Here is a 26877-nt window from a genome sequence, read left to right as displayed (position 1 = left end):
AGCTCGAATTCGAGACTGTATTAGAGCGGGTAAGTGACGTTAGAGCGGGTAAGTGACATTAACCGGCAGGAGGGTGCGAACACCCTCGCGCACGATGAGTTGAGTGCGATCGACGGGACCGTCCGGTTCGACTTCAACTGAAAAACGGTAGGAGCTACGTTGAGAAAATACAAAGTATTTTTTGAGTTTGAGCCTTGCATATTCAATTTCGCCATCCGACTTCACGAAGCTCGGGTAGCAGGGCTGGCGAATGTTGTAGAGACAGTTTCCGGTCCCATCGTCGATCCGTAGGTGTACCGCGAGTTGAGAGGGTGAGGTTTCATCTGAGCGAACGTCAATGCTGGCACAGATGAGACGATTCTTTCCCCCTAATTCTGCCCGCTGTCTGACATCGCTATCGAAGACATTTTTGTAAATCGCAGGCTTACCGGCTTTCTCTGCTGTCAGCCAACTGAGCCCCAAGCACAAACTCGCCAACACCCATCCCATCCACAAATAGCGGCTGTCGAGCACGCCACTTTTGACAGAGATGCGAAAACTGAGGTCGCGATTCTCAATATCTCGGCCAGCGGTATCGGTATATTCCAGCAAGGCGATCGCCAGCGTCACCGGTTCGGCAGTTTGAGCCCGCATGTCCAACCCCGCCCTCAGATCGCTTTCGTGCCAAGTACCCGATTCTCCCCCTTCGCGCCACACCCCCGATTCGTCCCAAGCTTGTTTGATGGCCGCAGCCAACAGTTCCCCTTGGCTATCCAACAGCTGTACTTCATAGGTGGCCCACTGATTGGAGCCCAGTCGAGCCTGCACATCTACGCGCCAAGCCCCCCATCTCTGTGGGGTAAGCGTAATGGGTTCCAATGCAATCTGTTCTTCGGCAGGAACGGCAATCGTGCTAGACAAAATCTGCTCGGAGAGCATGCTGCTACTGATGGTGACAAGCAAGAGGACGATCCATACCGCTAAAGTCAAGTAGAACCCGAGATCGATAAAGCGACTGCTCGTCCGAGAGGGTGGATTGGAGATAGGCATAGAGTGCAGCGGTAGGGCACAACCGTTAGTGTACAAAATTGCTCGGCCTAGAGACTGAGGGGTAACTTGTTGGAGAGGACGTTGGAGAAAGAGACGCTTGCGCAGGGTTCTGCCTCTATGGTGGATTGTGTGCGCGAGCGTTTAGGAGGACTCGGACCAGTGCCAATTTTGATTCAGGTAATCTCGACAATTGGATGGGCCGTTCTGGCTGTGTTGCTTTGTTACGGAGGAGTGAAGCTATTCGATCTGCTCGATCCGATTGATTATCGGCAGGAAATCGAGCGCGGCAACATCGCAGCGGCGATTGTGGTGGCTGCGGTAATTTTAGCGCTGGCGAGTATTGTCATAGTCTCCATCGCAGTGTAGCGGGCTCGCCTGCCTGCGCTCGCGAACTGGCACTGGCTTCAGAACCCTTCTGAAGGATTGCAACTTTCTACTCCCAGGCGTCGAATACAAGCAGCTTGTTCTGGATTGTTCAGTTTGGTCCATTCCAGATCGCGTCGCAGAATCATACCGTTATGCCCGACCAAGAAGCGCGGTAATTGCTCCAGTTCAATAGTTTGGAGCGTGCGGATGTCGTAGGTGGTGTAGGTGGTGAGGTCGGGATTGTCGAACTGGATGTCCACCACAGTGATGGTTTTGCGAGGGGGGAGGGAGCTGTCAATCAGAGGGCGCGGGCCAGCTCCGAGGTTACCGGCGTGCAACAGTTGGAGATTGCCGCGATGGCCCGGATAGTAGGCGTGTTGGTGGCCGCTGATGTAGGTATGGACGTTGTGGCGTTCTAGCATCTCGCGCAGGCGATCGCCGTTTTGCATGACCTCGCCAGGGGTGTTGCGACCCACTGCCACAGCGTAAAGGGGGAGGTGGCTGACTAAGACCCGCATTCTGGCAGATCGAGCCTCGGGGCTCGCGAGGGATTGCTCTACCCAAGCCAATTTTTCGGGGGGGATGTAGCTGGACGATCCATCCCAAACGAGGAAGAAGATGCCTTTGCGCTCGAAGGTGTAGTAAAAGGGAAACTCGAACTTGTCCGCGAACTGCAAGCCGGGAGCGCGGGTCGGATCGAGCCAATATTCTGCAGCCAAGTCGCGCTCGTTTTGAAAGAGAAACCCACCGCTGGTGCTGCGAGCACTGGACGCATCGTGATTTCCGAGGGTAAAGCCGTAGGGCACATTCATGGCCCGCAACGGAGCAGCAACGTGCTCGTCAAACGCCGCCCACATGGCCCGAATTTGCGCGTCGCTCAAACTTGGACTTTGCCCCGCCACCATATCGCCACTACAAAGCACGAGATCCGGCTGCCAAAACGGCATCAGCTGGATGCCGCGATCCACATCTGGTTGGTAATCGGTGGAGCCGTAAGCGCTGTTGAGATCGCTGATAACGACTAAGCGAACATCGCCTCTGGGGGGATTGAATAAGCCGTTGGGGGCAGCGCTCGCTAAGATGGCTTCTGTTCGATCGGGTAAGGGTTGGGGGGCGATCGCCGCTTCTGCAGGTGCCGCCGCGATCGATTCGCTAACGGGGGACAAACTCTGCTCGGCTGTAATGGCGGATGGGGAGACATTGCTATTAACGATCGCTCCAAAAATACCCAAGCTGATGCCCAACACCAAGCTGGCTGCAATCAGTCCCAGTCGCCACTGTGCTCGCACGATTTTGCGCCGCCACTACTCCACGAATTACGATACTGCGAATTTTGCGATCGCGCCGGAAGTCTGCGCTCCTCGAAGCTGAGCTGGTCCGTTGTATGGGAAAGGACAATCTCCCTATTCCTGCCCCGACACCCTCGACACCACCTGCCCCTGTCCGGCAATGACCGGATAAGAAACATCAATCTTCAGGGGTTCCATATCCCCCGAGGTGGGAGCAACCTCAATCACGAGGCGGTTAAATCCGGGCTCTAACCGCAAGCCACTCAAGCTCAAGCTCATTTGCCTTTCGGTAAATGTTTGGCTGGAAACGACAATTTTTTCAGGCGTGAGGACGGATGCGGTTGCACCCGCAATGAGAGATTGGACGGGCAGCGAAATATTGGTGCCGTTGAGCCAGACCTGCGGACGCTGCCAGTCCCAAGGCAGCGTTTCCCACGTATGGTCGTCGAGATTGACGGTGATGGTCAGAAAGGCGTCGAAGTCGGAGAGACGGGTGCCGTTCGGAGGATCGAATTCGATCTCGGGTTCGGCTGCGGCAGGACCGATCGCCGTAGCGATCGCGATCGCCAGTGCAGCAAAGTATCGAACGAGCTTGGAACTAGCCCGCGAGCAGTTGGTCGGTGGGAATAGATGCATGGTGAGTAGTCTCGGCAAATGCTCCAACAACGGGTATTGAGACTCGAATCGCACTAGCGATCGCCATTGGGCAACCTCAGCCTATCTGAGTTTTGCCGCCGAGCGCGAGGACGGTGCTGGCCTAATTGATACCATCCGACAACGAGAGCGATCGCGATCGCCCCCAACAGCAATCCCGCCCCCAACGGGCTGGGCAGCCAAAAGGAGGCCGAGAGCAGATTGGAGGCTCCCGGTTCGATCTGCCAAACCAACTGGTTATCCTGCTGGAGGGTGGCATTCGAGCGGCTGGGGGGGATGGGGAGTTTGAGGCCGAACTGCAAGTCGAGCAGGCGATCGGCAGAAAACGATAAGAAGCCGTTGGGAATGGGCAGGCGCAGATCTTCGAGGTCGAGTTGGTAGATCATGTCGTAGCGATCGGCCACCCAATAACCGTGCCGGTCGATGTGGAAATCTTCCCGATTTGCGGATTGGGCCAGCGCGGCACTCGGGAGCGATCGCAGTGGAGGAACGAGCGGTTTGGAGGGCTGTGCGGCGGCAGGGCGGAGGTCTGACTTGGGGATGGCATCGAGGTTGGAGAGCAGCAGCAGGGGGCGATCGAAAAACCGATTGAATTTATCTTCCAACTGCGTGTAGTTGTCAAAGGGAATTTCCACCCGCACGCGGTTATCGGAGACCGCTTGTACCGTCCCACCGGCGGCTGCCGCCCGCTGTTCGATTTCCTGCAAGAGTTCGTCGGTAAATTCGTCACTCAACTCCCCCAAAAAGGTATTGAGTGTCCGGTCCCACGAGAGGTTTTGGACGATCGTACCGCCGGTCAGCCAATTGAAATTCAGATCGACGCGGTATTGGACGCAACCGCTACACAACAGCAGAACCAGCAGACACAGCAGACACAGCGCCAGCCCAGATAGCGGCGATCGCCCACCCTCGTTCGATGGATTGCAGCTAGCCAAACCACTGTCCTCAACACAACTCTTACCCTAGCCCCCTTTCGCACCTATCGCGATCCGAGGGGTTGAGGCTGGCGATCGCTGGCGACGGACGGCTCGATTTACTCTGCTGGCTTGAAATCGAGGGAAGCAGAATTCATGCAATAGCGCTGTCCGGTGGGGGCGGGGCCGTCGGGAAAGACGTGGCCGAGGTGGGCATCGCATTGGGCGCAGAGCACTTCGGTGCGACGCATAAACAAACTGTTGTCTTCTTCTAAGCGAACGTTCTCTTTGTCTGCGGCATCCCAAAAGCTGGGCCAGCCGGTACCGGACTTAAATTTGGTGTCGGAGTCGAACAGCTTGGCTCCGCAACAGACGCAGTGGTAAGCGCCTTTCGCCTTGTTGTCCCAATAGGTTCCCGTAAAAGCTCGCTCGGTGCCCTTTTGGCGGGTGACGCGATATTGCTCGGAGCTGAGTTGTTCGCGCCATTCGGCGTCAGTTTTTTGAATTTTGGCAGACATGGTTTCAGATTGGAGGTAACAGTTAGAGCGTTCGAGCCGCAAACTCTATCATCCTAGCTGCGCCCCGATCTCGATCGCACGGTTGTGGTGTTGGCGATCGCGTCCCTAGCAAGCCAGAGTCTATAGGGTGGAACTATCGAAGTTTCACCCTCAAGGACAAACATCATGCAACGGTTACTTCCCCTCGGTTTTGCAGTAGGCATTTTGACCTTAGCGACAGTGGCTCCCGCTTTGGCCTATCCCAGCCCCGATGACGATATCGATCCCAGATCTCCCATTGCCCCTCTAGTGCTGCCGACTAGAGTCCAACTGCAGCGACGGCAGGTTCGTCGCATCGAGCAAATTCAGATTCAGCCCCAAAACAGTAGCACCGCTGCCATTCCGCAGGTGGTGCCTTGCGCCGAAGATTTACCCCCCGGTATTTGGGGAGCCGGCTGTATTGCCAATCCTTTCCCCCATCCGCAAGTGGATTAGTTTGGGTTGGCTAGAGGGCGATCGGCTGAAATCCACTTAGAGGGAGGCGATCGCCCCCTGTTTGTTCGCAACAGTTGCCAACGCCTGCTGAACCACCTCTGCCCCCGCCCCCGCTCGCTTCACCCCTTCAGTAATCTGGCGCTTCCAGGTGCGGGTCCCCGGCTGTCCGGCAAACAACTGCAGCATGTGGCGGGTAATGGCGTGGAGTTTGGTGCCGCGAGCAGTCCACTCCTCGATATAGGGCAGCATGGCGGTGGCAATCTCGCAACGAGTTGGGGGGACGACAGGAGCGCCGTAGAGATCGCGATCGACAGTCGCGAACAAATAAGGGGTGTCGTAGGCAGCTCGACCGACCATAACGGCATCGACATATTGGAGTTGCTGCCGCACTGCTTCGAGACTGGCGATGCCGCCATTGATTTCAACGAACAGATGGGGGAAATCCTGTTTGAGGCGATGCACATCCCCGTAGCGCAGGGGGGGGATAGTGCGATTTTGTTTGGGGCTGAGCCCTTGCAGCCAAGCTTTACGGGCGTGGACGGTGAAGTGACGGCAGCCTGCTGCTGCCACGATCCGCACGAAGTGGGTGAGGTCTTCGTAGCGATCGCGATCGTCAATCCCAATCCGATGCTTCACAGTGATAGGAATATTCACCGCCCGCTGCATCGCTTCCACGGCCCGCGCCACTCGATCCGGCTGAGCCATCAAGCAAGCACCAAAATGGCCGTTTTGCACGCGATCGCTGGGGCATCCCACATTCAAGTTCACCTCGTCATAGCCCCAATCGGCAGCAATGCGGGCACATTCGGCCAGCTCTTGCGGATTGTCGCCCCCCAGTTGCAGAGAAAGCGGTTTTTCCTCGGGCGAGAAGTCCAATAGGCGATGGCGATCGCCCATCAAGATCGCCTTTGTCACCACCATCTCGGTATATAGCAGGGGCCGCTTGGCGATTTGCCGCATGAAATAGCGGAAATGGCGATCGGTCCGATCCATCATGGGGGCAACGCTGAGCATGTTGTCGGTGGGGGAGACGATCGCTGCCCGCTATGCGGGCAGATAAGGATATTATGCGGCAGTTGCAAATGCCTGCCGAGCATATGTCTTGGCGATCGCTGCTTCAAAGTCTTCGCAGGCATGCAGCCCCACAAATTGTTCCACCCGTTCCTGCAGCCAGACGATCGAGACGGTCGGCAAACTGGCAATACCCATTTCGCGGACCGTGTTGGGATTGCGATCGATATCGATTTCCACCACGGTCAATTGCTGACTGTAGGCAGCCGCCAGACGATCGACCTCGCGCTTGATGCAAGCGCAGGGACCGCTCCACTCAGCCGTGAAGTTCAGTACCACTAACGGCCGTTGAGTCAGTAGATCCTCAAGGGACTGGCTGCGTTCGCAAAAGGCGATCGGGTTAGACATTGTTTTTTAAATCATGAATGGCTGAATCGGTTGTTAAAAATCTGATTGAGGCGGCGATCGCTGCCTCTAAACCAGCAGTCTATTTTATGAATTAGGCAAACATACTAGCTTAACCAAGGCTAAGCATTGACACAAAAGGGGGTTGTTTTTTGCCTCGCTGTTATATTGCTCTAGAAAACATAATATATCGCAAAGTCTTTGTACAGAAAACTTTACATTTCTTGAGTCTGCGATTTCCCCTAGCAAGCGAGGTCTGCAAGGCAGGTGGCACAGCTACTCGTCGGGCCAACTCGCATCAATTTCTGCCAAGACTGTCTCGAGATTGGTGCCGCCGATATAATCTGTCACCCCCGACCAAAACGAGCCTGTCCCCACTGCCCCCGGCATCAGGTCCGAGCCGTCAAAGCGCAACACCTCGGCCCGAGCCAAGATTTCTGCCTGCCGTCGCGTGTTGGGGTTGGCGTAAGTATCGAGCGCCACTTGGCGGTGGGGGGAGACGAACCCTTCGGCTGCGGCCCAGAGGGTGTGGGGTTCGACGCGGGTAAAATATTCCATCAAAGCGCGGGCAGCGGGGGTATCGTTCAACAGGCCAAACAGCTCTCCCGAAACCAAGACCGGATTGCCGAAGTCGGGATTGATACCGGGGAGCAAGAAGAGGCTGACGTCGCGACCCGGTTCGACGCGATCGGGGAAGAAGGTGGCGATGAAGCTGGCTTGACGGTGGAGGTAGCAGCCCGGAGGACGCTCGAATAAGGCAACGGGGGAGTCGCCAAAGGGGGTGGACAGTGCGCCGATCGGACCGCCTAAAACGCGATCGCCATCCAAAACAAGCTCGCCAAAGGATTCAAAGGCTTGCCGAACTGCTGGATCGGAGAAAGGGATGTCGTGGGCCACCCAGCGATCGTAAACTTCCGGTCCCGCCTCCCGCAGGAGGAACTCCTCCACCCAATCGGTGCCCACCCAGCCGGTGGCTGCACCACTTTCGAGCCCGAGACACCAGGGCACTCCCCCATCCGCAACAATGCGATCGCTCAACTGCTGCAACTGGCCCCAAGTGTGGGGCACCTCGTATCCCGCCGCCTCAAAAGCAGGCGGGCTGTACCAAACCAGACTCTTGAGCGATGCCCGCGCCCACAGTCCGTAGACTTGGCCCTTCACGGCAGCTTGCTCTAGCCAATGGGAGGTATAGGCGGCATTCAGTTGCGCGGGGGTCAAAAAGCGGTCGAGGGGGACGAGGCGATCGGAACGGGCTAGGTCAGACATTAGACCCGGTTGCGGAAATAGGGCGATATCGGGTGGGTTCCCTGCCGCGATGCGGGCAGTTAAGAGAGTGGCAAACTGGTCCGTCCCTTCATAAGTCACTTCGATGCCAGTGGCAGCGGTAAAGGGGGCGAAGACCTCGGCGATGGTGGCTTCTCCCTCGCCCGTAATGGAACCCATGATACTGACACTGGAGGTGGCCGGAGGGCGATCGCCGCAACTGACCGAGAACAGCAAAAGACCGAGCAGAGCAGCGCAGAAGCCAGCACGGAGAGAGGCAGCGGTCATGGTTCCGAGATATCCTCAGGCTCGCCCTCAGTCTCCTCTCGGGCTTCCTCTTCGGCAACGGGAGCCGGAAACGCCGGAGTGCTGCTGTCGAGAGCTCTGTCGCCACCGGGAATGACTAACTCGACGGTGGTGTCGATCGAGGTACGGACGGTGGGCTCGGCTTCGGGGTCCACTTCAGTAAAGCGGGCCAGCGGGTTGCGCTCCTTCTCCTGCCAATCTTCGCCAATTTCGGTGGCCATGCGAGTGACTTGAATTTGATAAATCTGCTCTAGCTCCGCCACGTTCAGATCGCTAGTCTCGTCCTCCTCAAAATCTTCTGAAGCGATTTCTCTCACTTGCACTCGACCGTTGCTGTCAATGGTCCACAGCTCCAGTCGGCTGCGAGATTTGAGACGCAGTAAATCGGGACTGATGGCGCGGCTGAGCACGTCCACTTTGGCCACGACGAGGGCTTCGAGCCCGAGAAAGTCGAAAAATTGGTTGACGTCTTCCGGCTCGATTTCGTCGTGCTCCAGGATATCGAACAGCGGGCTGCCAATTTTTTCCAGAATGGGTTGAAGGTTGCGGTTATCGAGGGGCAAGACGCGCTCGGTGTTGGGCACCAAGCCCAAGCGTACGGCTTCGGCGGCCAAGCGCTGCGACAGAAATTCCGTATGGGCCAACGTGCCCACGCCAATCACCCCGACGCGGGTGCGGGGTTGGGGTCGGATGGGAATAGACAATCTCACTTCAACTGGCGTGGTCAGGCCCGAAAACAGCCACACCTCTTCGGTTAGGGTTTCGTAATCGGGATGATCGATCGACAGCAACCATCGTCCCGGCAGGCCCCCATCAATTTCAAATGCACCGCTGGAATCGGTGGTGGCAAGGCGATCGAAAAGCCCGTAGTTGACATTGCCGTCGCGACTGCCACTGACTCGAATCTGCGCTCCCGCCACGGGTTGTCCGGCTTGGTTGATTACCTGGCCCACCACCAACCCCAGTTGACTGGAAGGATGTGGCCCGCCCTCAGTTGGTTGCGCGATCGCCCCCGAACCGGCCAGTAGCAATCCTGCCAGCACCAGTCCAGTGCCAGTTGCGAGGTTTCGAGCGATCGCCATATGTGCTTTAGCCTTCACGCCTTCTGCTCTCAGCTACGACAGCGGTGACCCCGATTCGATCCACTGCTCTAACAGGTCGGGCACCATGTTTTCTGCCTGACGGCGAAATAATCCCGCTGCGGCATCCTCAAACATGCGATCGCCCCCCACTTGGTCTCGACCAAAGGCTTCGAAATAGCGAGAGACTTCCCCAGGCTCGTCTTCCTGCAGATCCACCACAATCATGACACCGCGACTGCGCAGGTCGTTGGGGGTGAAATCGGGAACGTTGATGGGAACTTGGGGGACAAAATACCGCACCGCCAAATTGAGGAAGGGATTGCCCCGCGTATCGAAGTCGCGGGAGATATCCATGTGTGTCAGCACGATATAACGCAAGCCCAAACTGTTGCCGATCGTTTTGAGGCGATCGAGATCCTCCGTAAAGCGATTGTCGCGATCGATAATGTCCAGTCCTTCCACGAGTGGGGCGAGCTGCTGAAACTCTTTCCACACGCCGATGGGGCCGATCAGAAGTTCCACATCGCGATCGGCCGCTTTTTGTGCGAGGGCTGCGTGAACGTGGGCGGCCAAATCGTCAGAGAAGGGCTCGCGATCGGGAATAACGCCAATGCCTTGGCTCTCTTCGTCGGGACGACCGGGGGGCAATTGGATGCGAGTGGAGGAAATGAACCCAGTTCTGACTCGTAATTGGCTGCTGACCGTCGGAAATCCCGGCACGTCAATGTCGGCGAGATAGACTCCCTCGGGCAGATCGGAGATCAGAAAACTGCCGTCGGGCAAGAGATTGAGCTGTAGATCGGGGGTGAGGTCGCCAATACTTTGCAGGCGAATCTCGCCGACAGAGACAGGATTGCCCGCCAAATCGACGATTCGTCCGGCGGCGCTACCCGTATTTGGCCGAGAGGCAGCAGCAGCGATCGCCGTTTCAGAAGGGGTTTCCGGCAAGCTCAACCACCGCAGGCGGGGCTCGCCTGCCTCAACCACCACTAGGCCGGGGCCGTCTGCGGTGGGCAGATAGTTGATGCCGATGGGGGATGCGCCAATGGGATAGACCGCTTCTAATTGGCTCGCCTCTAGATTCACCACCTGCAGTCGGTTGCTATTGCGAGAGGTCACGTAGGCACGGCTGCCATCGGGGGAGAGGGCCAGCCGGGTGGGTTCCCAATTGAGGCCGACGGTGTCGATCGCCTCTCCACTGCCGCTGCGGTTGATGATGGTTAAATCGCTGCTGTCGGAGTTGAGCACCACCACCCGTTGAGTGCGAGGGTCAATGGCAATATCTTCGGGATTCGTACCGCTGCGCAAGAGGGCGATCGGCTCGCCATTATCGGCGTTGAGAACGAGTAGAGCCAAGGAATTGGCGGTCTGCATGGTGACAAACAGATTGCCAGAAGTGGGGTTGAAGGCGATCGCCAGGGGGGGGTCGGGGACGGGCAGCGATCGCGCCTGCGGTTCCTCCAGGCTAATGACCGAAATGCTGCTGATGCTGGGGTGGGTGACAAATATGCGTCTGCTGGCCGCATCGAAATCGATATCCAAGATTCCGGCAGCGAGGCCGTATCCCTTATCGATGTCGAGGGTATCGGCGTTCATCACCAAGAGCCCGGGCGATTGGAAACCCGCCGCATAAATCAGTCGATTGACGGGGTCGTACCGAACGGTGTGTGGGGCAAAGCCGACGCGATTTTTGGCCACGGTATCGCCCGTAGCGAGATCGATCGTGGCGACTGCTTGTTCTTCGAGCAGGCCGACAACCGCCAGGGTGCGATCGCCATCGACGATGGTATCAATGCGATCGGCCGTGCTGGGCAATGGAATCGACTGGATTGCCCTCAAGCCCGATTCGTCCTCAACTGCGGCAATCTCGCATTCAGCGTCAGCAAGACCGCCTTCAGCCCCCTCGCTGTCAACAGTTGCTACGTCAGCTTCGCCTTCGCCCTCCCCGCTGTCGGCGGCTGCCGCTGCAGCTTCGCCATCGGACTCGGGGATCTGGCAGTGAAGCGCTTCAGATTCTGCGGCGATCGCAGCTTCTTCCTCTGCAGCTTCTCCCTCTCCAACCACAGTTTCAGCAGGGTTGGGGGAGACCTCAGTGGTGGAGGCTTCCACTTCCACATCTAGAGTTGCATCCGCCTCAATACCGTCGGCATTGGCAGCATCGGACTCCACCTCGCCAGTTGATTCGGCAGGGTCGGCGGAGTCTGACTGAGCGGCAAGTGGCGATAGGGGAAGGAATGACAGCAATAAAGCTGCCGCGATCGCGGTACAGGATTGGAGGGAAGAGTGCAGCATCGTTTGAGAAGCGAAGAACAAACGTACGTTTCCATTGAAGCAAGAACCGCGATCGCCAGGGAGTGACCTGCGCGGCAAGGGAGCGGGACTCAATCTCTCAATACATATCCCACACCACGCACTGTCTGAATCAAGCGTTTTTCTCCCTCTTGTTCTACCTTCAAGCGCAAATAGCGAATATAGACCTCAATAATATTGGAGTCGCCCATAAAGTCGTAGCCCCAAACATTTTCGAGAATTTGCTGGCGGGTAAGCACTTGGCGGGGATGTTCCATTAAGTAGCGCAGCAAGTCGAATTCTTTCGCTGTCAGTTCGATCCGGCGCAGGCTGGCGTCATCCCCTTCACCCGAGCGCCGCACCACCTCGCGGGTGATGGGATCGAGGGTGAGATCCAAAAAGGTGAGTTTGCCTTCCCCCTGACCGCTGTAGCGGCGCAGGTGAGCCCGTACGCGGGCTAGCAACTCTTCAATGCTAAAGGGCTTGACAACATAATCGTCGGCACCAGCATCTAAGCCTTCGACGCGATCGACCACTTCGTCTTTAGCCGTCATCAAAATAATCGGGACGCGATTGCCCGTTTGCCGCAATCGCCGACAAATCTCGATACCAGAAATACCCGGCAACATCCAGTCGAGCAAAATCAGATCGGGTTCTTGCTCGCGGGAGGCCATCATACCGCCCGTCCCATCGTTGGCAACCGTAACGCGATAGCCTTCATACCCGAGCTCCAGCTCGATAAACCGAGCCAGTTTCTGCTCGTCCTCTACCACCAAGATGTGGCCTTTGGGGGTCGATTCTGCCATCCCCTACTCCAAAATGTTGCTTTTCCTCAAGAACGGGAAGCTCTCCCTAGAACTGTAGCGCATTGCCTAGTAAGAGGTAGGGAAACGATCCTACTTCAATCACGATCGATACGATTGTCATGACAATCAGCAATTCCTTAGCTGCAGTGCGACCTTCGTTCGGCGGCTCTGCCATCCAGAATGCTCAGGTTTCAGCATCGCTCAGTTAAAAAAAAGTACCGTACGGACTCCGAATGGTTTCGATGCAAGGGGGATTGTGATAGAGCGCACTGGGTGTCTGGGGCTCAGTATTGCTAGGAGTATGCAGACAACCCGTCGCTTAAACTTTTCAGCGGGTCGATTCCTCGGGATCGATTAGCCGAGACAGCTTCTGGCGAATCTGCTTGTCAAAAATGCTCCACTTCTGCTCGGCGTAGTCCGAGTTTTCATTCGACCCCGACAGGAACCCGAGGGTAATCTCAAAGCCCCCCGCTCGACTGCGACCGCCTCCAAAAAAGCGCCCCTGTCCGTCTTGACCGAATGCTTTTTTGAGAAACTCATCGGGGTCTAGCGTGAGCTTACTGGTGCGCAACGACCCCGTCACCACTTCTTGGCCGCTTTCAGAATGAATAATGCCGTAGACCATCGCCGTATGCACATCCTCTTCTGACAGCAAAAAGTCAGCGGCTTGCGGAATCGCATCGCGATCCTCGTAGCGCAGGTAACCGACCCCCGAAATTGAGAAGTTGTTGCGGATGCAGCGATTGCCCAATGCCTTGGCAATAATTTCCATCACACGGCGCGATCGCGAAGACTGCAACACCGCTGTCAGCAACTGCGGATCGTAGAAGCGGCTGATATAGGCCGCCGCCGCCAAATCGGCCTCTTTGGCTTGCAGCAATCGATCGGTTTCGGATCTCAAGCCGTGCATCAGCGCTGTCGCACACTGGACGTGTACTGGGTTGCTGGCATCCAGTTCGAGCGCGCCCTCTTGCAAATATTGAGTGAAGATCGTGGCCGTAGCCGCACTCGCAGGTCGAATATCTTCGAATTCCCCTTCGTAGAGATTTTGAGTGCTGTGGTGATCGACAATGACGGCGATCGGCAGTTCGGCTTCTTTTACCAGTGCGGCAATTTGGCTGGTGGTGCCTTGGTGATCGACAAACACCGCCGCATCGTATTGCTTCAGATCGGCTGCCCGCACGCTGCTGAGATCCCATTTTTGGCAGGGTAGCTCCGTCAGCCGCACGAGGGCAATATTTTCTTGATGGCTGAGGGTACCTGCATAAACCGTCTCGGTTTGAATGCCGTATTGCTCGGCGATCAGGCTGTAGGTCCAAGCGGTAGACAAGGCATCTGGATCGGGAAAATCCTGCAGGACAATTAGCTGGCGATCGCCTCGATGCCGTTCGAGATTGGCTCGGAACAACTCCGCTTTAGAGCGCAAGCCGGTAACGGCCTTCTTACCCATACTGCTGGCAGTATTCACCGACACGGCCGACAAGGAAGGCATAGGAGTAATCTGCTGACTTTCGACTGTCATAAACACTTCCACAGATAAACGCCTGCAAATGGTGTAGCTAAACTCTTGACTCTCGCGAACAATCGCTCAGTGCGAAGCAAACTCTAACATGGATACTGTTTTTCCCCTAACTCGCTAGCCCGACTCCACCAGATCGGTCTCCACTTCCATGATGGCACTCTCCGATGGCACAAACTCTCCGATGGCACAAACTCTCCGATGGCACAAACTGTTTATCGATCCCAGCCCCTGCCTCCACAGGAGCCGAATAGAGTCATTCTTGATCATTCTTGATATAGAGTCATTCTATCGATCGCGCGGGAAATGCCCAAGCATAGTACATCAAAGGGAGGAACGAGACTGTTTGCTGGCGATCGAATCCGCAGTACTCTGAACGCAAGCCTCCTTTTCTAACAGCAATGTCGACTTTTTGGCAGCCCCTTTTACTGGCGATCGCGGCCACCTCAGCCGGAGCAATCTCCTTGCCTGCCCCTGCCGAATCCCTAGATTTCCCTGCCGAGTCCCTAGACTTCCCTGCCGAACCGATTCGAGTGGCGCAGTTTTTTAACCCCACTGCCCTTTGCCTCAACTGTCGGTTAGCGAGGACGGCCCTCGATGCCCTATCCGGCCAGGGCTTGGCTCTGCCGGGAAGAAATATTCTGCCCGGTGCCACTTCGGCCGAGCGGCTAGCCCAAGTGCGGGCCACGGGAGACTGCGAGAATTGCCAGTTAGCCGGAGCTGTCTTGAAGGGAGCTTATCTGCAGAGGGCGAATTTGCGAGGCAGCGATTTGCGAGCAGCAAATTTAAACGGGGCCGATTTGCGGGGAGCCCAGTTGGAAGGGGCCAATTTGGCCGGCGCAGATTTGCGCAATGCCAATTTAGAAGGGGCCAATCTGCGGAACGTGCAGTTGGAGCGAGCCCGCTTGCACAATGCCGCGATCGACGCGAACACCACGATTGCCAGCCGCTGGTTGCAGGTGCGCAATCTAGTTACAGATGGGGCGATGGGGATGAATTTAGCGGCAGTCGCGGCAACAGGGGCGGGTACCGCCCCAACAAACAGCCTCGATTTAAGCGAGGCGGACTTGACGGGCGCGGACCTGCGAGGAGCTCAATTGCAGGGAGCGAATGTTGCAAACTCAGTCTTAACCGGAGCGTTTTTGTCTGAAGCCAGTTTGGCTGGGGCCGACTTAACAGCAGCAGATTTATTTACGGCGGACTTGAGCGGTGCCGACTTGAGCCAGAGTCAGTTGAGTCAAGCACGTTTAGTGGCGTCTAATTTGAGTGGGGCGACGCTGCAGCAGGCGAATTTAATGGCAGCGAATCTGAGTGAGGCGATCGCCCCCCAAGCCGATTTCACCGCCAGCGAGTTGAGTCAAGCCCGGTTGAACTCCGCCGATCTGACGGCAGCAACGCTCGCTCGGGCTAATTTGACACAGGCAGACTTGCAATTCGCCAACCTATCGCAGACAAACATCGATCTCGCCCAATTTTCGAACGCGCAATTAGCAGGGGCAACGCTGGCTGGAGCATCTGGGACTCCGGCAAGTTTGCAGAAGGCGTCTGTACGCGGCACCGATTTGAGTGGAGTTGACTTGAGCAATGTCGATCTGCGCCGTCTAGATTTGAGTGCTGCTAATTTAACGGGGGCCAATTTAAGCAATGCAAATCTGCAGCGGGTCAATTTAGCAGGAGCCGATTTAACGGGGGCCAATTTAACGGGGGCTAATTTAACTAGAGCCAATTTGGTGAATGTCACTTTAGTGGGAGCCAATTTAGCAGACGCCAACTTTGCCAAAGCGGACTTGACCAATGCCAATCTCGATGGCAGTCGATTTCCCGGGGCCCGATTTACTAGAGCCAAATTGTGCGGGGCTACACTCGCAGGCGGGCAGCCGATGAGAACCTGCTGAGTGTCAGCCCCCACCAGGAAGGGGGTGTACCGGAACAGCACAGCTTGCAAACTTATACGTGCAAACGTAATGAAACATTAACAGAGCGACCGATCTCGGTCTGACGGCAGACACTATGAGTAACCCTCAGACTTGCCCGAAAACCCGACAGCAGTTGCCTCAATCGCAGCCCTAGCCAATGCTCTAAGGACTTTCAAGAGAAAGGACTTTCAAGAGAAACAGGTCAGCCGAGATGAACTGCCCAGTTGGGGTGCAAGGGAGGGGTACCTCAAACAGAAGGAAATTACTGTCATATATGGTGGTAACTTCCGATTCCTTTGGGTACTATTCCACTAGCCGTAGTGTCTGGGGCTATTTATCCCCTTGCGATTGTGTTAAAAGGTCTATTTTCTGGCGGCGGAAGTGAAAATCTCTTAGGGGTGGAACTCACCTCGGAGACGATTGCTGTAGCTCAGCTCAAACAGCAGGGGTCTAGCCTCAAGCTGACTCACTTTGCGACCACTCCCATGCCCAGCGGAGCGATGGAGGATGACAAAATTCTCGATCCGCAAGCCGTAGGGCTAACCTTACTGGAGTTACTCAATGAGAATCGCATCAAGCAGACCCAGGTGGCTAGTGCCATTCCGGGGCGAGACGCCATTGTGAGATTGCTGAGACTACCTGCCGACTTGCCAGAAGACGAGTTGCGCAATACGGTCCTCAATCAAGAAGCAGAATTGTACATTCCCTTCCCTCGAGAAGAGGCGGACATCGACTTTCAACCCTTGGGAATTAATGTTTCCCCCGATGGGGCGGAAGAAATTGAGGTGTTATTGGTGGCCACGCCCAGAGAGATCGTCGATAACTACCTATCGGTGATGTCGGTGGCCAATCTAGAAGTCAACTCGATCGAATTGGCCAGCTTTGCACTCATTCGCGCCATCAAAGATCAACTGGCTCAATTCGGCCAGCAAGAGGCGATCGCCCTAGCCTCGATCGGCTACGAAGTCACCCAGTTGAGCATCATTGTTTCTGGGGTGCCGCAGTTTACCCGCACCATCAATATCGGTACGGCGGAAATGCAGCAAGTGTTGGGACAGGCCCTCAACGTTCCGGCAGCCACCTCAGACTCGTTGCTCAAATCCTTGAAGCTGCCCATTGTCGATCCCAATGTGGGCTCTCGGCCCACCGGCAATCCGGGCAGTGCTGCAGTCGCCAGGGTACTGACCGACTTGGCCGACGAGTTGCAGCGCTCGATCGATTTCTACGCCAACCAAGATGGCAGTGCATCGGTCGTACAAATTCTGTTAGCTGGGCAGGGGGCCAGCCTCAAAGATATCGACGTGTTCTTGGGACAGCAACTCAGTCAAACTGTGTCGCTGGTAGATCCCTTGAATGGGGTGAGTGTCCCGCAGTCGATCGACATTCCAGAAGGCATGCGGGCATCCATCGGGGTGGCAGTGGGTTTAGGCATGCGAGAGAGTTAGCGGAGGGGAAGACCGTGTACACACCTGAAATTAATTTCCTCAAGCAGCGGCAGCAGCAGGCCGCAGGGGGGGCAGTTGGAACTGTCATCAGCCCTACGGTTGCCCGAGGAATTCGCAGTGGAGCGAATGCTGTCATTATCGGTGCAGCTTTTGCTCTCGTCCTCGTAGGGGCTTATGGGGCAGTGGCCTTTTTTGTCGAGAGGCGGCTCGCCAATCTGAAGGGAGAACTGGCACAAGTTGAAACAGATTTGAGTCGGGCTGAAGGGGAAGTAGCCCAGTTGCGTCAATTGGAAAACGAGTTGAATGCCATCAACGATCGCACTTCGGCTTTCAAGTCATTTTTCAATCAGTTGCGGCCTTGGTCGTCCATTTTAGAAGACTTCCGACAGCAAGTTCCTGCGAATGTCTGGATTACTGAAATTAGGGCCGAAAACAGGACGGTCACGATTGAGGGGCAATCTCCCTCATTCGATAGTGTGAACGACTACCAATTGACCTTGTTGCAATCTCCCTTGGTGGAAAATGCCTTGCTGGAGAGGGCCGTCCTCGAAAATACCTCAGGAGACGCAGAGGCAGAACTCTTGCCAACCGTTGAATATAGCCTGCAGGTAACCCTGACCGATCGCTCGGTTGAAGATCTGTTTTTAACGCTTTCAGAGAATGGCTCGACCGGTTTGATTCGGAAAATTGAAATTTTGCGCGACTTGGAGGAGCAAACATGAGCGGACCCTATGGTGGCTACGACGGGCAAGAGGAATACATTCCGACTCCAGAAGAACTGGCAGCGTTAGAACAAACGGCTGCGCCGACGGTGCTCTTCGGCATCGAAATTACGCCACTGCGACTGGGGGTCTTGATTGGAGCTGTCGGCTTGCTCTGTGTGGGCATCTTCTCGATCGTGCACCTGCGACCCAAATTGCAGGAAATGCAACAGGTGGATGCCGATATTCAAGATAAGTCTCGACGGCTACAGACTGCCAACCAGGTTATCGTCAGTCTGACAGGCATTGAAGACGACATTGTTCGAGCCCGTCAGGTTAACGATGCCATTAGCAATCTCTTGCCCACCCCCGACAACGTCGATACGCAATTGCTCGAACTCAATCGCTTGGTCACCCAAAGCAACGTGCAATTAAAAAGCTTCATTCCCAGCCCATTTCAGCCGGCAGGGGAGGACGTACCGGTCGCAATTCAGCCGCAGTTACAGCAGAGTTCTACGCAGGTGATTGTCGATAGCACTTCTTACGACCAATGGATCGACTTGATGGGCAATATCGAGCGCTTGGAAACGTTGTTTAAAGTCAGCGATTTGAGAATCAGTATTGACCCCGATAGCAGAGTTCAGACTACCGAATTCAATCTCGATGCGTTTGTGTACGATAGCTCGGTCCCAATTGTGATTCCCGAGAATACAGTTAATGAAGGAGAGACGTAAATGATTCGACCAGTTTTAGCAAGCTGGCTATTTTTTAGCTGGGTTGGCGACTCTACTGAGTTTACAACCCTCTAGATTCGCCATCTCTCGAGATGGGTTTGATTAACTTTGGTGTGAATGAATTTGCCGTGAGGTGTGAGGTTATGATCGTAAAACGTTGTCTGAAAACAGGGCTAGCTGCTGGTTTAGCCTTGAGTTTGCCGCTAACCGCTGCGAGTGTATTATTTCCTAGCTCGCAGTCATCGCGTTTGGCCATTGCTGCTAACGAATCTCAAGACCAGGCTGCCATTCGAGCGATTGACCTACAGCAGCAAGGCGATCGCTTGACCTTGGAGATTGCTCTGGCGGGCACGGGACGCCCACAAGTCTTTTTCACGCAGCAGGGTAACGCCTGGGTGGGAGACATTGCCAATGTCAGCCTCGATGTCAATGGCGAACGCAGCCACTATCGTCAAGATAATCCCGCCCCCGGCATCCGCTATCTAGAAGCCCGTCAAATCAGCAACACAGGCGTTCAAATTCGCCTCTTAGGAGATACTGCTGCTCCGCAAGGATTGCTCTCTACCCGCAGCAGCGATCTGCTGGTCTTCGACTTCGACAGCCCGCCCGTGGCGACCATTGCCTCCGTACCGACAGATGCCAGTGACTCCGCAACTGTGTCTGATGTTGCTGCAGGTGAAGCGCCACTACCGGAATCCAGCCAAGCGAACGAACCCGCCATCTTACCGCCACTATTACCCCCGCGGAGTCGTCGATCGGAGTCTAGTTCTACCACCGCCAGTGCTAGCAACTCCCAGGGCGAGGGCGTTCTCTTAGAGAATGGCCTGCCATCTCCCATCGATACATATTTGCGCGGCAATAACGCCTCAAGCTCCCCTTCCTCGGCACCGCCCTCGCGGCCAAACGCAGTCGCAGCCTCTACAGCAACACCATCAACCGCTGCTGCCCCAGAAGCGTCATCCCCCACCCCAGCAGCGCTCCCGCCTACGTCTGTGGCGCAAGGGACTGACACAACTCCAGAGGCGCAGCCAATACCGCCCCCTCTCCGACAGCGATTGTCACTCGCGACAGCTCCTCCCGTTGGAGACATTGTGACGGGAGATATCAGGCTGACACCTCCCATTGTCGATCTGGGCAGCCGCGAAACGGTGACATTGACGCTCAAAGATGCTCCTGTGGCGGATGTCTTGAGTTTGTTAGTGCGGCGGGCGGGTTTAGACGTTGTGCTCAATGATGTGCCTGCCGATGCCACGGTTTCTCTAGATGTGAATAGCTCGCCACTGCAGGACGTGTTTGGTTCCCTCTTGCAACTCAACCAGTTACAGTCCGAGCGGGTGGGACAGACGGTCTTTATCGGCAATACCTTGCCGGGGGTCCAGCAGGAAACGTTGCGCACGTTCCGCCTCAATCAAGCCTTTGTATTCGAGACCACTCTGCAAGCTGGAGGGATTGAACCCACGCTAGGCGACCTCGATTCCATCATCGGTGAAGATATCGAAATTCCTGGGGTATTAGATACCTTGCTCGATATGGCTGCCAATCTGCCTCCGCTAGATGGAGTCCAACTGTTTGGCGACGAGCGCACCAACACCATCACAGCCATCGGCACCCCCTTCCAGCTCGATCTGATTTCAGCACAAATTAGTCAGTTAGACGTGCGCCGCCGCCAAGCTATGCTCGATTTCAAGCTGGTGGATGTCATCTTGGATAACAACCTGACGTTAGATTTCGCCGGCTCCTTCCAAAGTGGCAACTTCGGCTTGGGCTTCTTCTTAGACCCTGCCTTTCAACCACCGCTTGAAGATGGCTCCAGTAACTTTATCTTTGACAGTTTGGGCGATCTGGCCACGCAAGGAATTGCAGAGATCGAGGTCTTAGCCGAAAGCGATCGCTTTAAAATCTTGGCCGATCCGAAAGTCTTCGTCAGCGACGGCGGGTTCAGTACCGTTACCATCGGCGATGAAGTTATTGTCAATGTTGAATTCCAGACCGATCCGGCTACAGGGGTTACCACCGAAACCGCTGTTATCGGTAATGTTGGCGTCACGCTAGTCGTCAGAAATGTGCGGATTGATGACAACGGTTTTGTCACGCTCGACCTCTCTCCTCAGGTCTCATCCCCTTCATCGACAGAGATATTTGCTGAAACCACCATCACACTCCTCAGCCAGCGTACGCTCAATTCGCAACAGTTGCGCATGAGAGATGGCGAAACATTATTGATCTCGGGTCTGATTCAAGATACCGATCTGGTCACTGTGGATAAAGTTCCCATCTTGGGGGATATTCCATTGTTGGGAGCCTTGTTCCGTCAATCAAGTACCGAGAACGAGCGCCGCGAGGTGGTGCTCTTAATGACCCCATACATTCTGAAGGAAAACACCTGAAGTACGAGATAGGGTTCCGCGATCTCTTGCCATTGACTGGCAGTTTTTCCCAGAGTGGCTGGCCTACCCCTCGGGGTTCGACCAGTGGACTGCAGGTGTTGACAGAGAGCTTGGGGGTGCGATCTCAGTGAAGAGTTCGCGCTCCAATAGGCTCGCTGAATAGCTCGCTGTGGGAATCCTACGATCGCCGCCCGCCCCCCTCAAGCCATGAGCGCTGTCAACACCGTCCTCGAACTGCTCGACGAATATGCCAATGGCGAACGCAACTTCAGCCGCTCCGAGCTGCACGAAGCCAATCTAGCTAAAGCCATTCTCAACGGTATAGACCTCAGTTGGGCTTATATGGTGGGAACCCGTCTCAACAATTCCGAGCTGCAATACGCCCACCTCGACTGGACTAACTTGATTGGGGCCGACCTCAGCGGAGCCAACCTCAACCGTGCCAATTTAAGCTGGGCTAAACTCAGCCGTGCCAATCTTTACGGGGCCAACCTGGCCCACGCCAACTTCGTTTGGTGCAACCTCGTAGGGGCCGACCTGCGAACCATCAACTTAGATTTGGCAGACCTGCGCGAAGCGAATTACTCTTTGGAAACCCGTTTGCCTGCTGGCTTCGATCCGATCGAAGCAGGTATGTATCTAGTAGATATTGCGCCCTCCGACAATTGACAGTTGGGGGGCCTCCACTGGCAGGGATCGTCGCCCCTGGGCCTCTATCGCGAAAACACAGGGTCTATATTGCAAAACGTCAGTTCGACAGGCGTCTGGCCCTCAGGTTGCAAAAACACCGCGCCCCGAAAAAAACCGCCCGACTACACGTCAGGCGGAACAAGGTGTGAGGAGTGAACGGAAACATAAGTCTCCGCTGCCTCCATCATAGTCGGCCCGAACTGGATTGCAAAAGCTCAAAAACGCAAACCGCGATCGCACTGGCCAATTTCCATCGATCCGCTCGCACCTCCAACGGCCCGTCAGTCTTACGGTTAGCTCTATTAGCCCGCGATCGCCGTCACGGGAACCGCCGGTCCCGCCACCGAAAGAACGGGCTGCGTTAAGTAACGGGCAACCACCCGCTGCAGGCGATCGGCATCCACCGCCGCAATGGCCTCTGGATAGTGACGATCGTAGGCTACTCCCAGCCCGAGAGTCTCGTACCAGCCCAAAAGCTGTGCCAATTGGCTGTTGGTCTGCTTCGACAGCGCATATTGTCCGAGCAATTTGCGCTTGGCAATTGCCAACTCGTCTGCCGTCAGAGGCTGCTGCACGAGGCGATCGAACTCGTCTCTCAACCCCTGTACCGCCTCTACTGCGTTGGCTGGAGCAGTCCCTAAATAAGCAATCAACGGCGCTGCATGACGGCGGGGGGCGAAGGAGGCCGATACTTCATAAGCCAAGCCTCGCTTTTCGCGCAATTCCACAAACAAGCGACTGGATAGCCCGCCCCCCAAATGCACGCAAGCAAGTTTGAGGGGAATCCAATCGGGATTGTCAATCGGGGCTGCCCGACAGCCCAACATCGCAATCGTTTGCTGCGTTTGCTGCTCTGAAACCAGCGAGCGATCGCCCTCCAAGCTCGGCAAGGGATTGACCGCCAATTCTGGGGCTGAGGCAGGGGCAAGCCAATCTCCGAGGGCATCGGCAACCAGACATTCGGCCTCGATCGGATCGATCCGTCCGGCGATCGCCACCACCAACCGGTCGGGACGCAGGCGATCGCGGTGATAGGCCACTAAATCGGCACATGCGAGCGCTGCAACAGTGTCTGAAGTTCCCGTGACGGCAAAGGCATAGGGGTGATTGCCGTAGAGGGCCCGTCTCAGGGGGTCGAAGGCTGCTGTGAAGGGTCGCTCTTGCTGGGCGCGAATAGATTGCAGCACCAGAGCTCGCTCGCGATCGAACTCAGTTTGCGGGAAGCTCGGCCTGCGGGCGATCTCGCAGGCTAAATGAAACAGGCTGGGAAAATCTGAGGCCACTGACTTGAGGCTGAGGGCAAAGTAATCGGCAGTACTTTCCGAGCCGAATAAGGCCCCAGCAGACTCCACGCATTCAGCAATATCCAGCGCAGTTCGCCCTTCCGTCCCCTTGGTCAACACCGCAGCCACTAAGTGCGAAAGTCCCGCCTGTCGAGCCGTTTCAGCTAAAGCTCCCCCACTCCAATACAGCCGCGCGGAAACAATATCCACTGCTGGATTCTCGATCGCCAGCAAGACAATGCCGTTGGAAAATTGGGATCGATGGATAGTGGGGTTCACTTCTGACTCGAGACAGGCACTGGCAACCGTAAAGATACTACAGCAATTGCAGCTAGTCTCCCCACGCTTGACAAATTCGCACAGAACGGGTTCTTAGCAAATGGGGACAGCCTCTTCGGGCGCGAGCAGGGTAATACAATAGCGATCGACCGGCAGATAGCGCAGAGCGAGCTGTCTCAGGGATTCGGGAGTGGCGGTGCGGATGCACTCTAAATAGCGATCGGCCAGCTCCAGTCCGCCACTGAAATGATAAAAGCCGTAGACGCGAGCCAGTTGGCTGGGAGATTCGGTGGAGAAGACCAGTTCATTGGTTAAAATGCGGCGCGCCCGCTCCAGTTCTTCTGGCGAAATCAGCTCCTGCTGCAGGCGGCGAACTTCCTGTAAAATCGTAGCCTCGACCATTTCCGTGCGACTGGCATCGAGATAGGCACTGATGTAAAACAACCCTGCATCTAAGTGAACTGCAGAGGAACTGCCAATACCCCGCACCCAGCCCCGCTCTTCTCGCAACAACTGCACCAGTCGGGAGGAGCGACCATCTCCCAGCACCGAGGCCAACAGATCGAGCCCGCAGGCGTCGTCCCAAGCTGCAACACTCGTACTGGGCCAAGCCACAATCAAGCGGGCTTGCTCCAAGCGCGGTTCAGTCGTTTCCACCCGACGCACCCCCTCCAGAGGCGGCTCTGACGATACAGAAGGACGGGGAACCTCGACCCCTCCGACCGGCAAATCCCCAAACTGTTGCTCGACGAGCTGCTCGGCCCAATCGAGCTCGAAATTACCCACCATCACGACCGTCATGCGATCGGGACGGTACCAACTGCGGTGGTAGGCTCGCATTTGTTCGGGGGTCAGGGCCATGAGGCTATCGACAGTACCCAAGACGGGACGACCGTAGGGGTGATTGGTGTAGGCACTGTGGGTGAGGAGGTGGTGGGCGCGATGGTCGGGATTGTCTTGCGATCGCCGAATTTCTTCAATGACCACCTGTCGCTCTCGCTGAAACTCGCCCTCAGGGATGGAAGCATGGGTGACCACTTCAGTCAGATAGGGCAGAGTATCGGCTAAATCTGCGGCTGCAACGGTGATGTAAAAGTGAGTGTAGTCTTGGCTAGTGGCAGCGTTGGTAATGCCGCCCCGGCTTTCAACCTCGCGATCGAGTTCGCCGGGGGAGAGGCGATCGGTGCCCTTAAAAATCATATGTTCGAGGAAGTGGGATACGCCCAAGAGTTCGGGGGGTTCCTGACGCCCGCCCGCTCGAACCCAAATGTCGACTGTGACTGCATCTGTGGCGGCAATGGGATGGTAGATGGCTGTCAACCCATTCTCGAGCTGACGAACGATCGCGGCTGAAACAAGCGAATTCAATGAGAGTATGCCTTGTTTGTCTGAGTATCTATCTCGTCTAAGTATCTATTTTAGTCGCGAAGCGATCGCCTCGCACGCACGAATTGCGGCGATCGAGTCAAGCTTTATGAGGATTTCGAGATCGCTGTCTCAGCCTGACCAGCTCAAAAATGCCACCAGGGCGAGAGAGAGGGCGATCGTTACCACTAAAGTAAATAAGGCAAATTGTTCGGAGTCGGAGAGGGGACGGCGGGTAATTTCGTAGGATGCAGCACTGACTCGACCGGCCTCTGCTCGCTCGGGGTAACCGTTGGAGGGGGGATCTTGGATTTGCACGATGGGCACCGTGCCGAAGCCGGTCCGGCCATCGTAGAGGGCCCGTTGGGTGGGATTCGTCAGAATGGCGTAGGCTTCGTGGATGCCTTGGAAGCGTTGCTTGGCAATGTCGGGGGCCAAGGGGGAGATATCGGGATGGTAGCGCTTGCTGAGGTCTCGGTAGGCATGGCGAATCTCCTGAATGGAGGCCCAGGGAGCGACACCCAAGCGATCGTAGTAAGTCGGCTCGCGCATAACTAGAGTTCGACAGCGAGGATGCTTTAGGGTACCTCAAAGTCTCGGGTGAAGTCAGTGATGGGATGAACGATCGCCGAGGATAGCGGCTTTCCAACCGGTCGAGGGACTGGCAAGCGGACGATCTAGTCGTCTTCCTCTTCTTCTACCTCGTTAGGCGGGTAGTAGAAGCCAGTGTTTCTCTGAGACAGCACGGCTTTACCCAGAGACAGCGCCTTTTGAGCTTGGAGGTCGGCTTTGCGGTTCCAGGTGGCAAAGCGGCTGCGACGCTTGCGTTTGGAGGTTTTCTTCTTGGGGACTGCCATCGTTCGTCAATCTCAATGGGATTTTAAGAGCTTTGCTAGTCTAACAAGAAATCTTCCGGTTCCGATCGAGAACATTGAGGGGGAGCCAACTCTGACTTTGCTCCAGAGTTCTTGGCCTAAACTGAATTCCTCCAGAATTCTTGGCCTAAACTGACTTCGCTCCAGAATTCTTGGCCTAAACTGACTTCGCTCCAGAGTTCTTGGCCTAAACTGAGCAGGTAGTGAAATCGGTGCTTGACTAAATCACCTTCAGTCAAGTGTTTGGCAGTATCGTTTGGCAGGGGGACCGCGATGAAAGTTGCTATTTTCAGTAGTAAGAAGTACGAACGACCATTCCTGAATTCCGCCAACGAGCAGCACAGTCACGAATTGGTATTTTTAGAACCGCGACTGACCCCCACAACATCGGCTCTAGCTGCAGGGTTTCCAGCCGTATGTGTCTTCATTAACGACGACCTCGGGCGAGATACGCTGGAGGCGATCGCCGCTGGAGGCACCCGTCTGGTAGCACTGCGCTGTGCGGGGTTTAACAATGTCGATCTAGAAGCCGCCAGCGAACTGGGGCTAACGGTCGTGCGAGTGCCTGCCTACTCGCCCTACGCAGTGGCCGAACATGCTGTGGGTCTCATTTTGATGCTCAATCGCAAGCTCAGCCGAGCCTACAACCGCGTTCGCGATGATAATTTTTCTTTGGAAGGGCTGTTGGGGTTCGACCTGCACGGCTCGACTGTCGGGATCGTAGGTACTGGCAAAATTGGGCTCTGCTTTGCCCACATCATGAATGGCTTTGGCTGTCACTTACTGGCCTGCGACCCCCATGAAAATTCCGAGGTTTCAGCCCTAGGAGCCACCTATGTCGATTTGCCCCAATTGCTATCCCAGTCGGATATTGTCTCCCTCCACTGCCCCCTTTTGCCTTCCACTTACCACCTCATCAATGCCGACACACTGCAACAGCTCAAGCGGGGTGCCATGCTCGTCAATACCAGTCGAGGGGGCCTAATCGATACCCCGGCGGCGATCGCCGCCATCAAATCCGGCACCATTGGCTATTTAGGCATTGACGTTTACGAACAAGAGGACGAACTCTTTTTTGAGGATCGGTCCGATACCATCATTCAAGACGATACCTTTCAACTGTTGCAATCGTTTTCCAACGTTGTCATTACCGCTCACCAAGCCTTTTTCACCCGCAACGCGCTGGAAAATATTGCCAGTACTACCCTCGCGAACATTACCGATATCGAGCGGGGAAAACCTTGTCTCAATCAAGTGCAGTTCGCATAGCTAGCCCG

Annotated in this window: 25 protein-coding genes; 9 read left to right on the top strand and 16 right to left on the bottom strand. The window is 55.8% G+C overall.

Annotation, left to right across the window (positions count from 1 at the left end; all coding sequences use genetic code 11):
- Positions 1 to 39: 39 nt before the first annotated feature.
- On the bottom strand, positions 40 to 1029 hold the full coding sequence (locus tag SYN7336_RS02890; protein WP_017324417.1) for a hypothetical protein: 990 nt from the start codon (positions 1027 to 1029) through the stop codon (positions 40 to 42).
- 81 nt (positions 1030 to 1110) lie between these two features.
- On the opposite strand from SYN7336_RS02890, the gene SYN7336_RS02885 reads away from it, so the two are divergent.
- On the top strand, positions 1111 to 1395 hold the full coding sequence (locus SYN7336_RS02885; protein WP_227498591.1) for a DUF350 domain-containing protein: 285 nt from the start codon (positions 1111 to 1113) through the stop codon (positions 1393 to 1395).
- Between the two features lie 38 nt (positions 1396 to 1433).
- Here SYN7336_RS02885 and SYN7336_RS02880 read toward each other — a convergent pair whose 3' ends face one another.
- From SYN7336_RS02880 to msrB, 4 genes are all read right to left on the bottom strand, one after another.
- Positions 1434 to 2684: a metallophosphoesterase gene (locus SYN7336_RS02880; protein WP_017324415.1), complete on the bottom strand. Its 1251-nt coding sequence runs from the start codon at positions 2682 to 2684 to the stop codon at positions 1434 to 1436.
- Positions 2685 to 2798: 114 nt separating this feature from the next.
- The gene (locus SYN7336_RS02875; protein ID WP_156819999.1) at positions 2799 to 3320 is read right to left on the bottom strand and encodes a hypothetical protein; all 522 of its coding nucleotides are present in this window, start codon (positions 3318 to 3320) and stop codon (positions 2799 to 2801) included.
- A gap of 53 nt (positions 3321 to 3373) precedes the next feature.
- A complete protein-coding gene (locus SYN7336_RS02870) occupies positions 3374 to 4273 on the bottom strand; it encodes a DUF3153 domain-containing protein (RefSeq protein WP_017324413.1) in 900 nt (299 codons plus the stop codon).
- Positions 4274 to 4371: 98 nt separating this feature from the next.
- Positions 4372 to 4770 carry a peptide-methionine (R)-S-oxide reductase MsrB gene (gene msrB, locus SYN7336_RS02865; RefSeq protein WP_017324412.1) on the bottom strand — a complete coding sequence of 133 codons (399 nt, stop codon included), beginning with the start codon at positions 4768 to 4770 and terminating at the stop codon, positions 4372 to 4374.
- A 165-nt stretch (positions 4771 to 4935) separates the two neighbouring features.
- Between msrB and SYN7336_RS02860 the strand changes: the two genes are divergently transcribed.
- The gene (locus tag SYN7336_RS02860; RefSeq protein ID WP_017324411.1) at positions 4936 to 5244 is read left to right on the top strand and encodes a hypothetical protein; all 309 of its coding nucleotides are present in this window, start codon (positions 4936 to 4938) and stop codon (positions 5242 to 5244) included.
- A 36-nt stretch (positions 5245 to 5280) separates the two neighbouring features.
- Here the strand turns inward: SYN7336_RS02860 and dusA are convergent, their stop codons facing one another.
- The 7 genes from dusA to SYN7336_RS02820 all read right to left on the bottom strand — a co-directional run bounded on the left by dusA (position 5281) and on the right by SYN7336_RS02820 (position 13898).
- A complete protein-coding gene (dusA, locus tag SYN7336_RS24160) occupies positions 5281 to 6258 on the bottom strand; it encodes a tRNA dihydrouridine(20/20a) synthase DusA (protein ID WP_017324410.1) in 978 nt (325 codons plus the stop codon).
- Positions 6259 to 6309: 51 nt separating this feature from the next.
- The gene (locus tag SYN7336_RS02850) at positions 6310 to 6663 is read right to left on the bottom strand and encodes a thioredoxin family protein (RefSeq protein ID WP_017324409.1); all 354 of its coding nucleotides are present in this window, start codon (positions 6661 to 6663) and stop codon (positions 6310 to 6312) included.
- Between the two features lie 273 nt (positions 6664 to 6936).
- A complete protein-coding gene (locus tag SYN7336_RS02845; protein ID WP_017324408.1) occupies positions 6937 to 8211 on the bottom strand; it encodes an ABC transporter substrate-binding protein in 1275 nt (424 codons plus the stop codon).
- Positions 8208 to 9329 (bottom strand): carboxypeptidase-like regulatory domain-containing protein, encoded by a 1122-nt coding sequence (locus SYN7336_RS02840; protein WP_156819998.1) that lies wholly within the window; start codon positions 9327 to 9329, stop codon positions 8208 to 8210. Before SYN7336_RS02840 ends, SYN7336_RS02845 begins: the two co-directional genes overlap by 4 nt.
- Positions 9330 to 9344: 15 nt before the next feature.
- Positions 9345 to 11603, bottom strand: coding sequence for a YncE family protein (locus SYN7336_RS24155; RefSeq protein ID WP_156819997.1), 2259 nt, complete (start codon positions 11601 to 11603; stop codon positions 9345 to 9347).
- A gap of 89 nt (positions 11604 to 11692) precedes the next feature.
- Positions 11693 to 12406 carry a response regulator transcription factor gene (locus SYN7336_RS02830; protein WP_017324405.1) on the bottom strand — a complete coding sequence of 238 codons (714 nt, stop codon included), beginning with the start codon at positions 12404 to 12406 and terminating at the stop codon, positions 11693 to 11695.
- Positions 12407 to 12734: 328 nt separating this feature from the next.
- Positions 12735 to 13898: a bifunctional oligoribonuclease/PAP phosphatase NrnA gene (locus tag SYN7336_RS02820; protein WP_369791869.1), complete on the bottom strand. Its 1164-nt coding sequence runs from the start codon at positions 13896 to 13898 to the stop codon at positions 12735 to 12737.
- 428 nt (positions 13899 to 14326) lie between these two features.
- Between SYN7336_RS02820 and SYN7336_RS24150 the strand changes: the two genes are divergently transcribed.
- From SYN7336_RS24150 to SYN7336_RS02785, 6 genes are all read left to right on the top strand, one after another.
- Positions 14327 to 15820, top strand: coding sequence for a pentapeptide repeat-containing protein (locus tag SYN7336_RS24150; RefSeq protein ID WP_017324401.1), 1494 nt, complete (start codon positions 14327 to 14329; stop codon positions 15818 to 15820).
- A gap of 317 nt (positions 15821 to 16137) precedes the next feature.
- Positions 16138 to 17286 carry a type IV pilus biogenesis protein PilM gene (gene pilM / locus SYN7336_RS02805; RefSeq protein ID WP_227498590.1) on the top strand — a complete coding sequence of 383 codons (1149 nt, stop codon included), beginning with the start codon at positions 16138 to 16140 and terminating at the stop codon, positions 17284 to 17286.
- A 14-nt stretch (positions 17287 to 17300) separates the two neighbouring features.
- The gene (locus SYN7336_RS02800) at positions 17301 to 18008 is read left to right on the top strand and encodes a PilN domain-containing protein (RefSeq protein WP_017324399.1); all 708 of its coding nucleotides are present in this window, start codon (positions 17301 to 17303) and stop codon (positions 18006 to 18008) included.
- Complete coding sequence (locus SYN7336_RS24140; protein ID WP_017324398.1) at positions 18005 to 18721, top strand: hypothetical protein; 717 nt, start codon at positions 18005 to 18007, stop codon at positions 18719 to 18721. Before SYN7336_RS02800 ends, SYN7336_RS24140 begins: the two co-directional genes overlap by 4 nt.
- A gap of 143 nt (positions 18722 to 18864) precedes the next feature.
- Entirely contained in the window at positions 18865 to 21108 is a 2244-nt protein-coding gene (locus SYN7336_RS02790; protein ID WP_162139078.1) for an AMIN domain-containing protein, read from the top strand.
- 207 nt (positions 21109 to 21315) lie between these two features.
- Entirely contained in the window at positions 21316 to 21777 is a 462-nt protein-coding gene (locus SYN7336_RS02785; protein WP_017324396.1) for a pentapeptide repeat-containing protein, read from the top strand.
- A gap of 323 nt (positions 21778 to 22100) precedes the next feature.
- On the opposite strand, the gene SYN7336_RS02780 is transcribed toward SYN7336_RS02785, so the two are convergent.
- From SYN7336_RS02780 to SYN7336_RS02765, 4 genes are all read right to left on the bottom strand, one after another.
- Positions 22101 to 23360, bottom strand: coding sequence for a pitrilysin family protein (locus SYN7336_RS02780; protein ID WP_017324395.1), 1260 nt, complete (start codon positions 23358 to 23360; stop codon positions 22101 to 22103).
- 93 nt (positions 23361 to 23453) lie between these two features.
- Entirely contained in the window at positions 23454 to 24728 is a 1275-nt protein-coding gene (locus tag SYN7336_RS02775; protein WP_026100639.1) for a pitrilysin family protein, read from the bottom strand.
- A 129-nt stretch (positions 24729 to 24857) separates the two neighbouring features.
- Complete coding sequence (locus SYN7336_RS24135; RefSeq protein WP_017324393.1) at positions 24858 to 25277, bottom strand: J domain-containing protein; 420 nt, start codon at positions 25275 to 25277, stop codon at positions 24858 to 24860.
- A gap of 125 nt (positions 25278 to 25402) precedes the next feature.
- A complete protein-coding gene (locus SYN7336_RS02765) occupies positions 25403 to 25582 on the bottom strand; it encodes a 50S ribosomal protein L32 (protein ID WP_017324392.1) in 180 nt (59 codons plus the stop codon).
- Between the two features lie 291 nt (positions 25583 to 25873).
- On the opposite strand from SYN7336_RS02765, the gene SYN7336_RS02760 reads away from it, so the two are divergent.
- Positions 25874 to 26869, top strand: coding sequence for a 2-hydroxyacid dehydrogenase (locus tag SYN7336_RS02760; RefSeq protein ID WP_017324391.1), 996 nt, complete (start codon positions 25874 to 25876; stop codon positions 26867 to 26869).
- Positions 26870 to 26877: the final 8 nt, after the last annotated feature.

The organism is Synechococcus sp. PCC 7336 (genome assembly GCF_000332275.1).
Classification (GTDB): Bacteria; Cyanobacteriota; Cyanobacteriia; order Thermostichales; family PCC-7336; genus PCC-7336.
Note: the sequence above shows the minus strand (reverse complement) of the source record. Positions and strands in the feature narration are given on the sequence as shown.

Excerpts from the sequence above, each read along its gene's own strand:
- SYN7336_RS24155 (WP_156819997.1), bottom strand. The coding sequence starts at position 11,603 with ATGCTGCACTCTTCCCTCCAATCCTGTACCGCGATCGCGGCAGCTTTA.
- SYN7336_RS24140 (WP_017324398.1), top strand. The coding sequence starts at position 18,005 with ATGAGCGGACCCTATGGTGGCTACGACGGGCAAGAGGAATACATTCCG.
- SYN7336_RS02790 (WP_162139078.1), top strand. The coding sequence starts at position 18,865 with ATGATCGTAAAACGTTGTCTGAAAACAGGGCTAGCTGCTGGTTTAGCC.
- SYN7336_RS24150 (WP_017324401.1), top strand. The coding sequence starts at position 14,327 with ATGTCGACTTTTTGGCAGCCCCTTTTACTGGCGATCGCGGCCACCTCA.
- SYN7336_RS02830 (WP_017324405.1), bottom strand. The coding sequence starts at position 12,406 with ATGGCAGAATCGACCCCCAAAGGCCACATCTTGGTGGTAGAGGACGAG.
- SYN7336_RS02850 (WP_017324409.1), bottom strand. The coding sequence starts at position 6,663 with ATGTCTAACCCGATCGCCTTTTGCGAACGCAGCCAGTCCCTTGAGGAT.
- SYN7336_RS02760 (WP_017324391.1), top strand. The coding sequence starts at position 25,874 with ATGAAAGTTGCTATTTTCAGTAGTAAGAAGTACGAACGACCATTCCTG.
- SYN7336_RS24135 (WP_017324393.1), bottom strand. The coding sequence starts at position 25,277 with ATGCGCGAGCCGACTTACTACGATCGCTTGGGTGTCGCTCCCTGGGCC.
- SYN7336_RS02820 (WP_369791869.1), bottom strand. The coding sequence starts at position 13,898 with ATGCCTTCCTTGTCGGCCGTGTCGGTGAATACTGCCAGCAGTATGGGT.
- SYN7336_RS02875 (WP_156819999.1), bottom strand. The coding sequence starts at position 3,320 with ATGCATCTATTCCCACCGACCAACTGCTCGCGGGCTAGTTCCAAGCTC.
- SYN7336_RS02890 (WP_017324417.1), bottom strand. The coding sequence starts at position 1,029 with ATGCCTATCTCCAATCCACCCTCTCGGACGAGCAGTCGCTTTATCGAT.
- SYN7336_RS02860 (WP_017324411.1), top strand. The coding sequence starts at position 4,936 with ATGCAACGGTTACTTCCCCTCGGTTTTGCAGTAGGCATTTTGACCTTA.
- msrB (WP_017324412.1), bottom strand. The coding sequence starts at position 4,770 with ATGTCTGCCAAAATTCAAAAAACTGACGCCGAATGGCGCGAACAACTC.
- dusA (WP_017324410.1), bottom strand. The coding sequence starts at position 6,258 with ATGCTCAGCGTTGCCCCCATGATGGATCGGACCGATCGCCATTTCCGC.
- SYN7336_RS02845 (WP_017324408.1), bottom strand. The coding sequence starts at position 8,211 with ATGACCGCTGCCTCTCTCCGTGCTGGCTTCTGCGCTGCTCTGCTCGGT.
- SYN7336_RS02785 (WP_017324396.1), top strand. The coding sequence starts at position 21,316 with ATGAGCGCTGTCAACACCGTCCTCGAACTGCTCGACGAATATGCCAAT.
- SYN7336_RS02765 (WP_017324392.1), bottom strand. The coding sequence starts at position 25,582 with ATGGCAGTCCCCAAGAAGAAAACCTCCAAACGCAAGCGTCGCAGCCGC.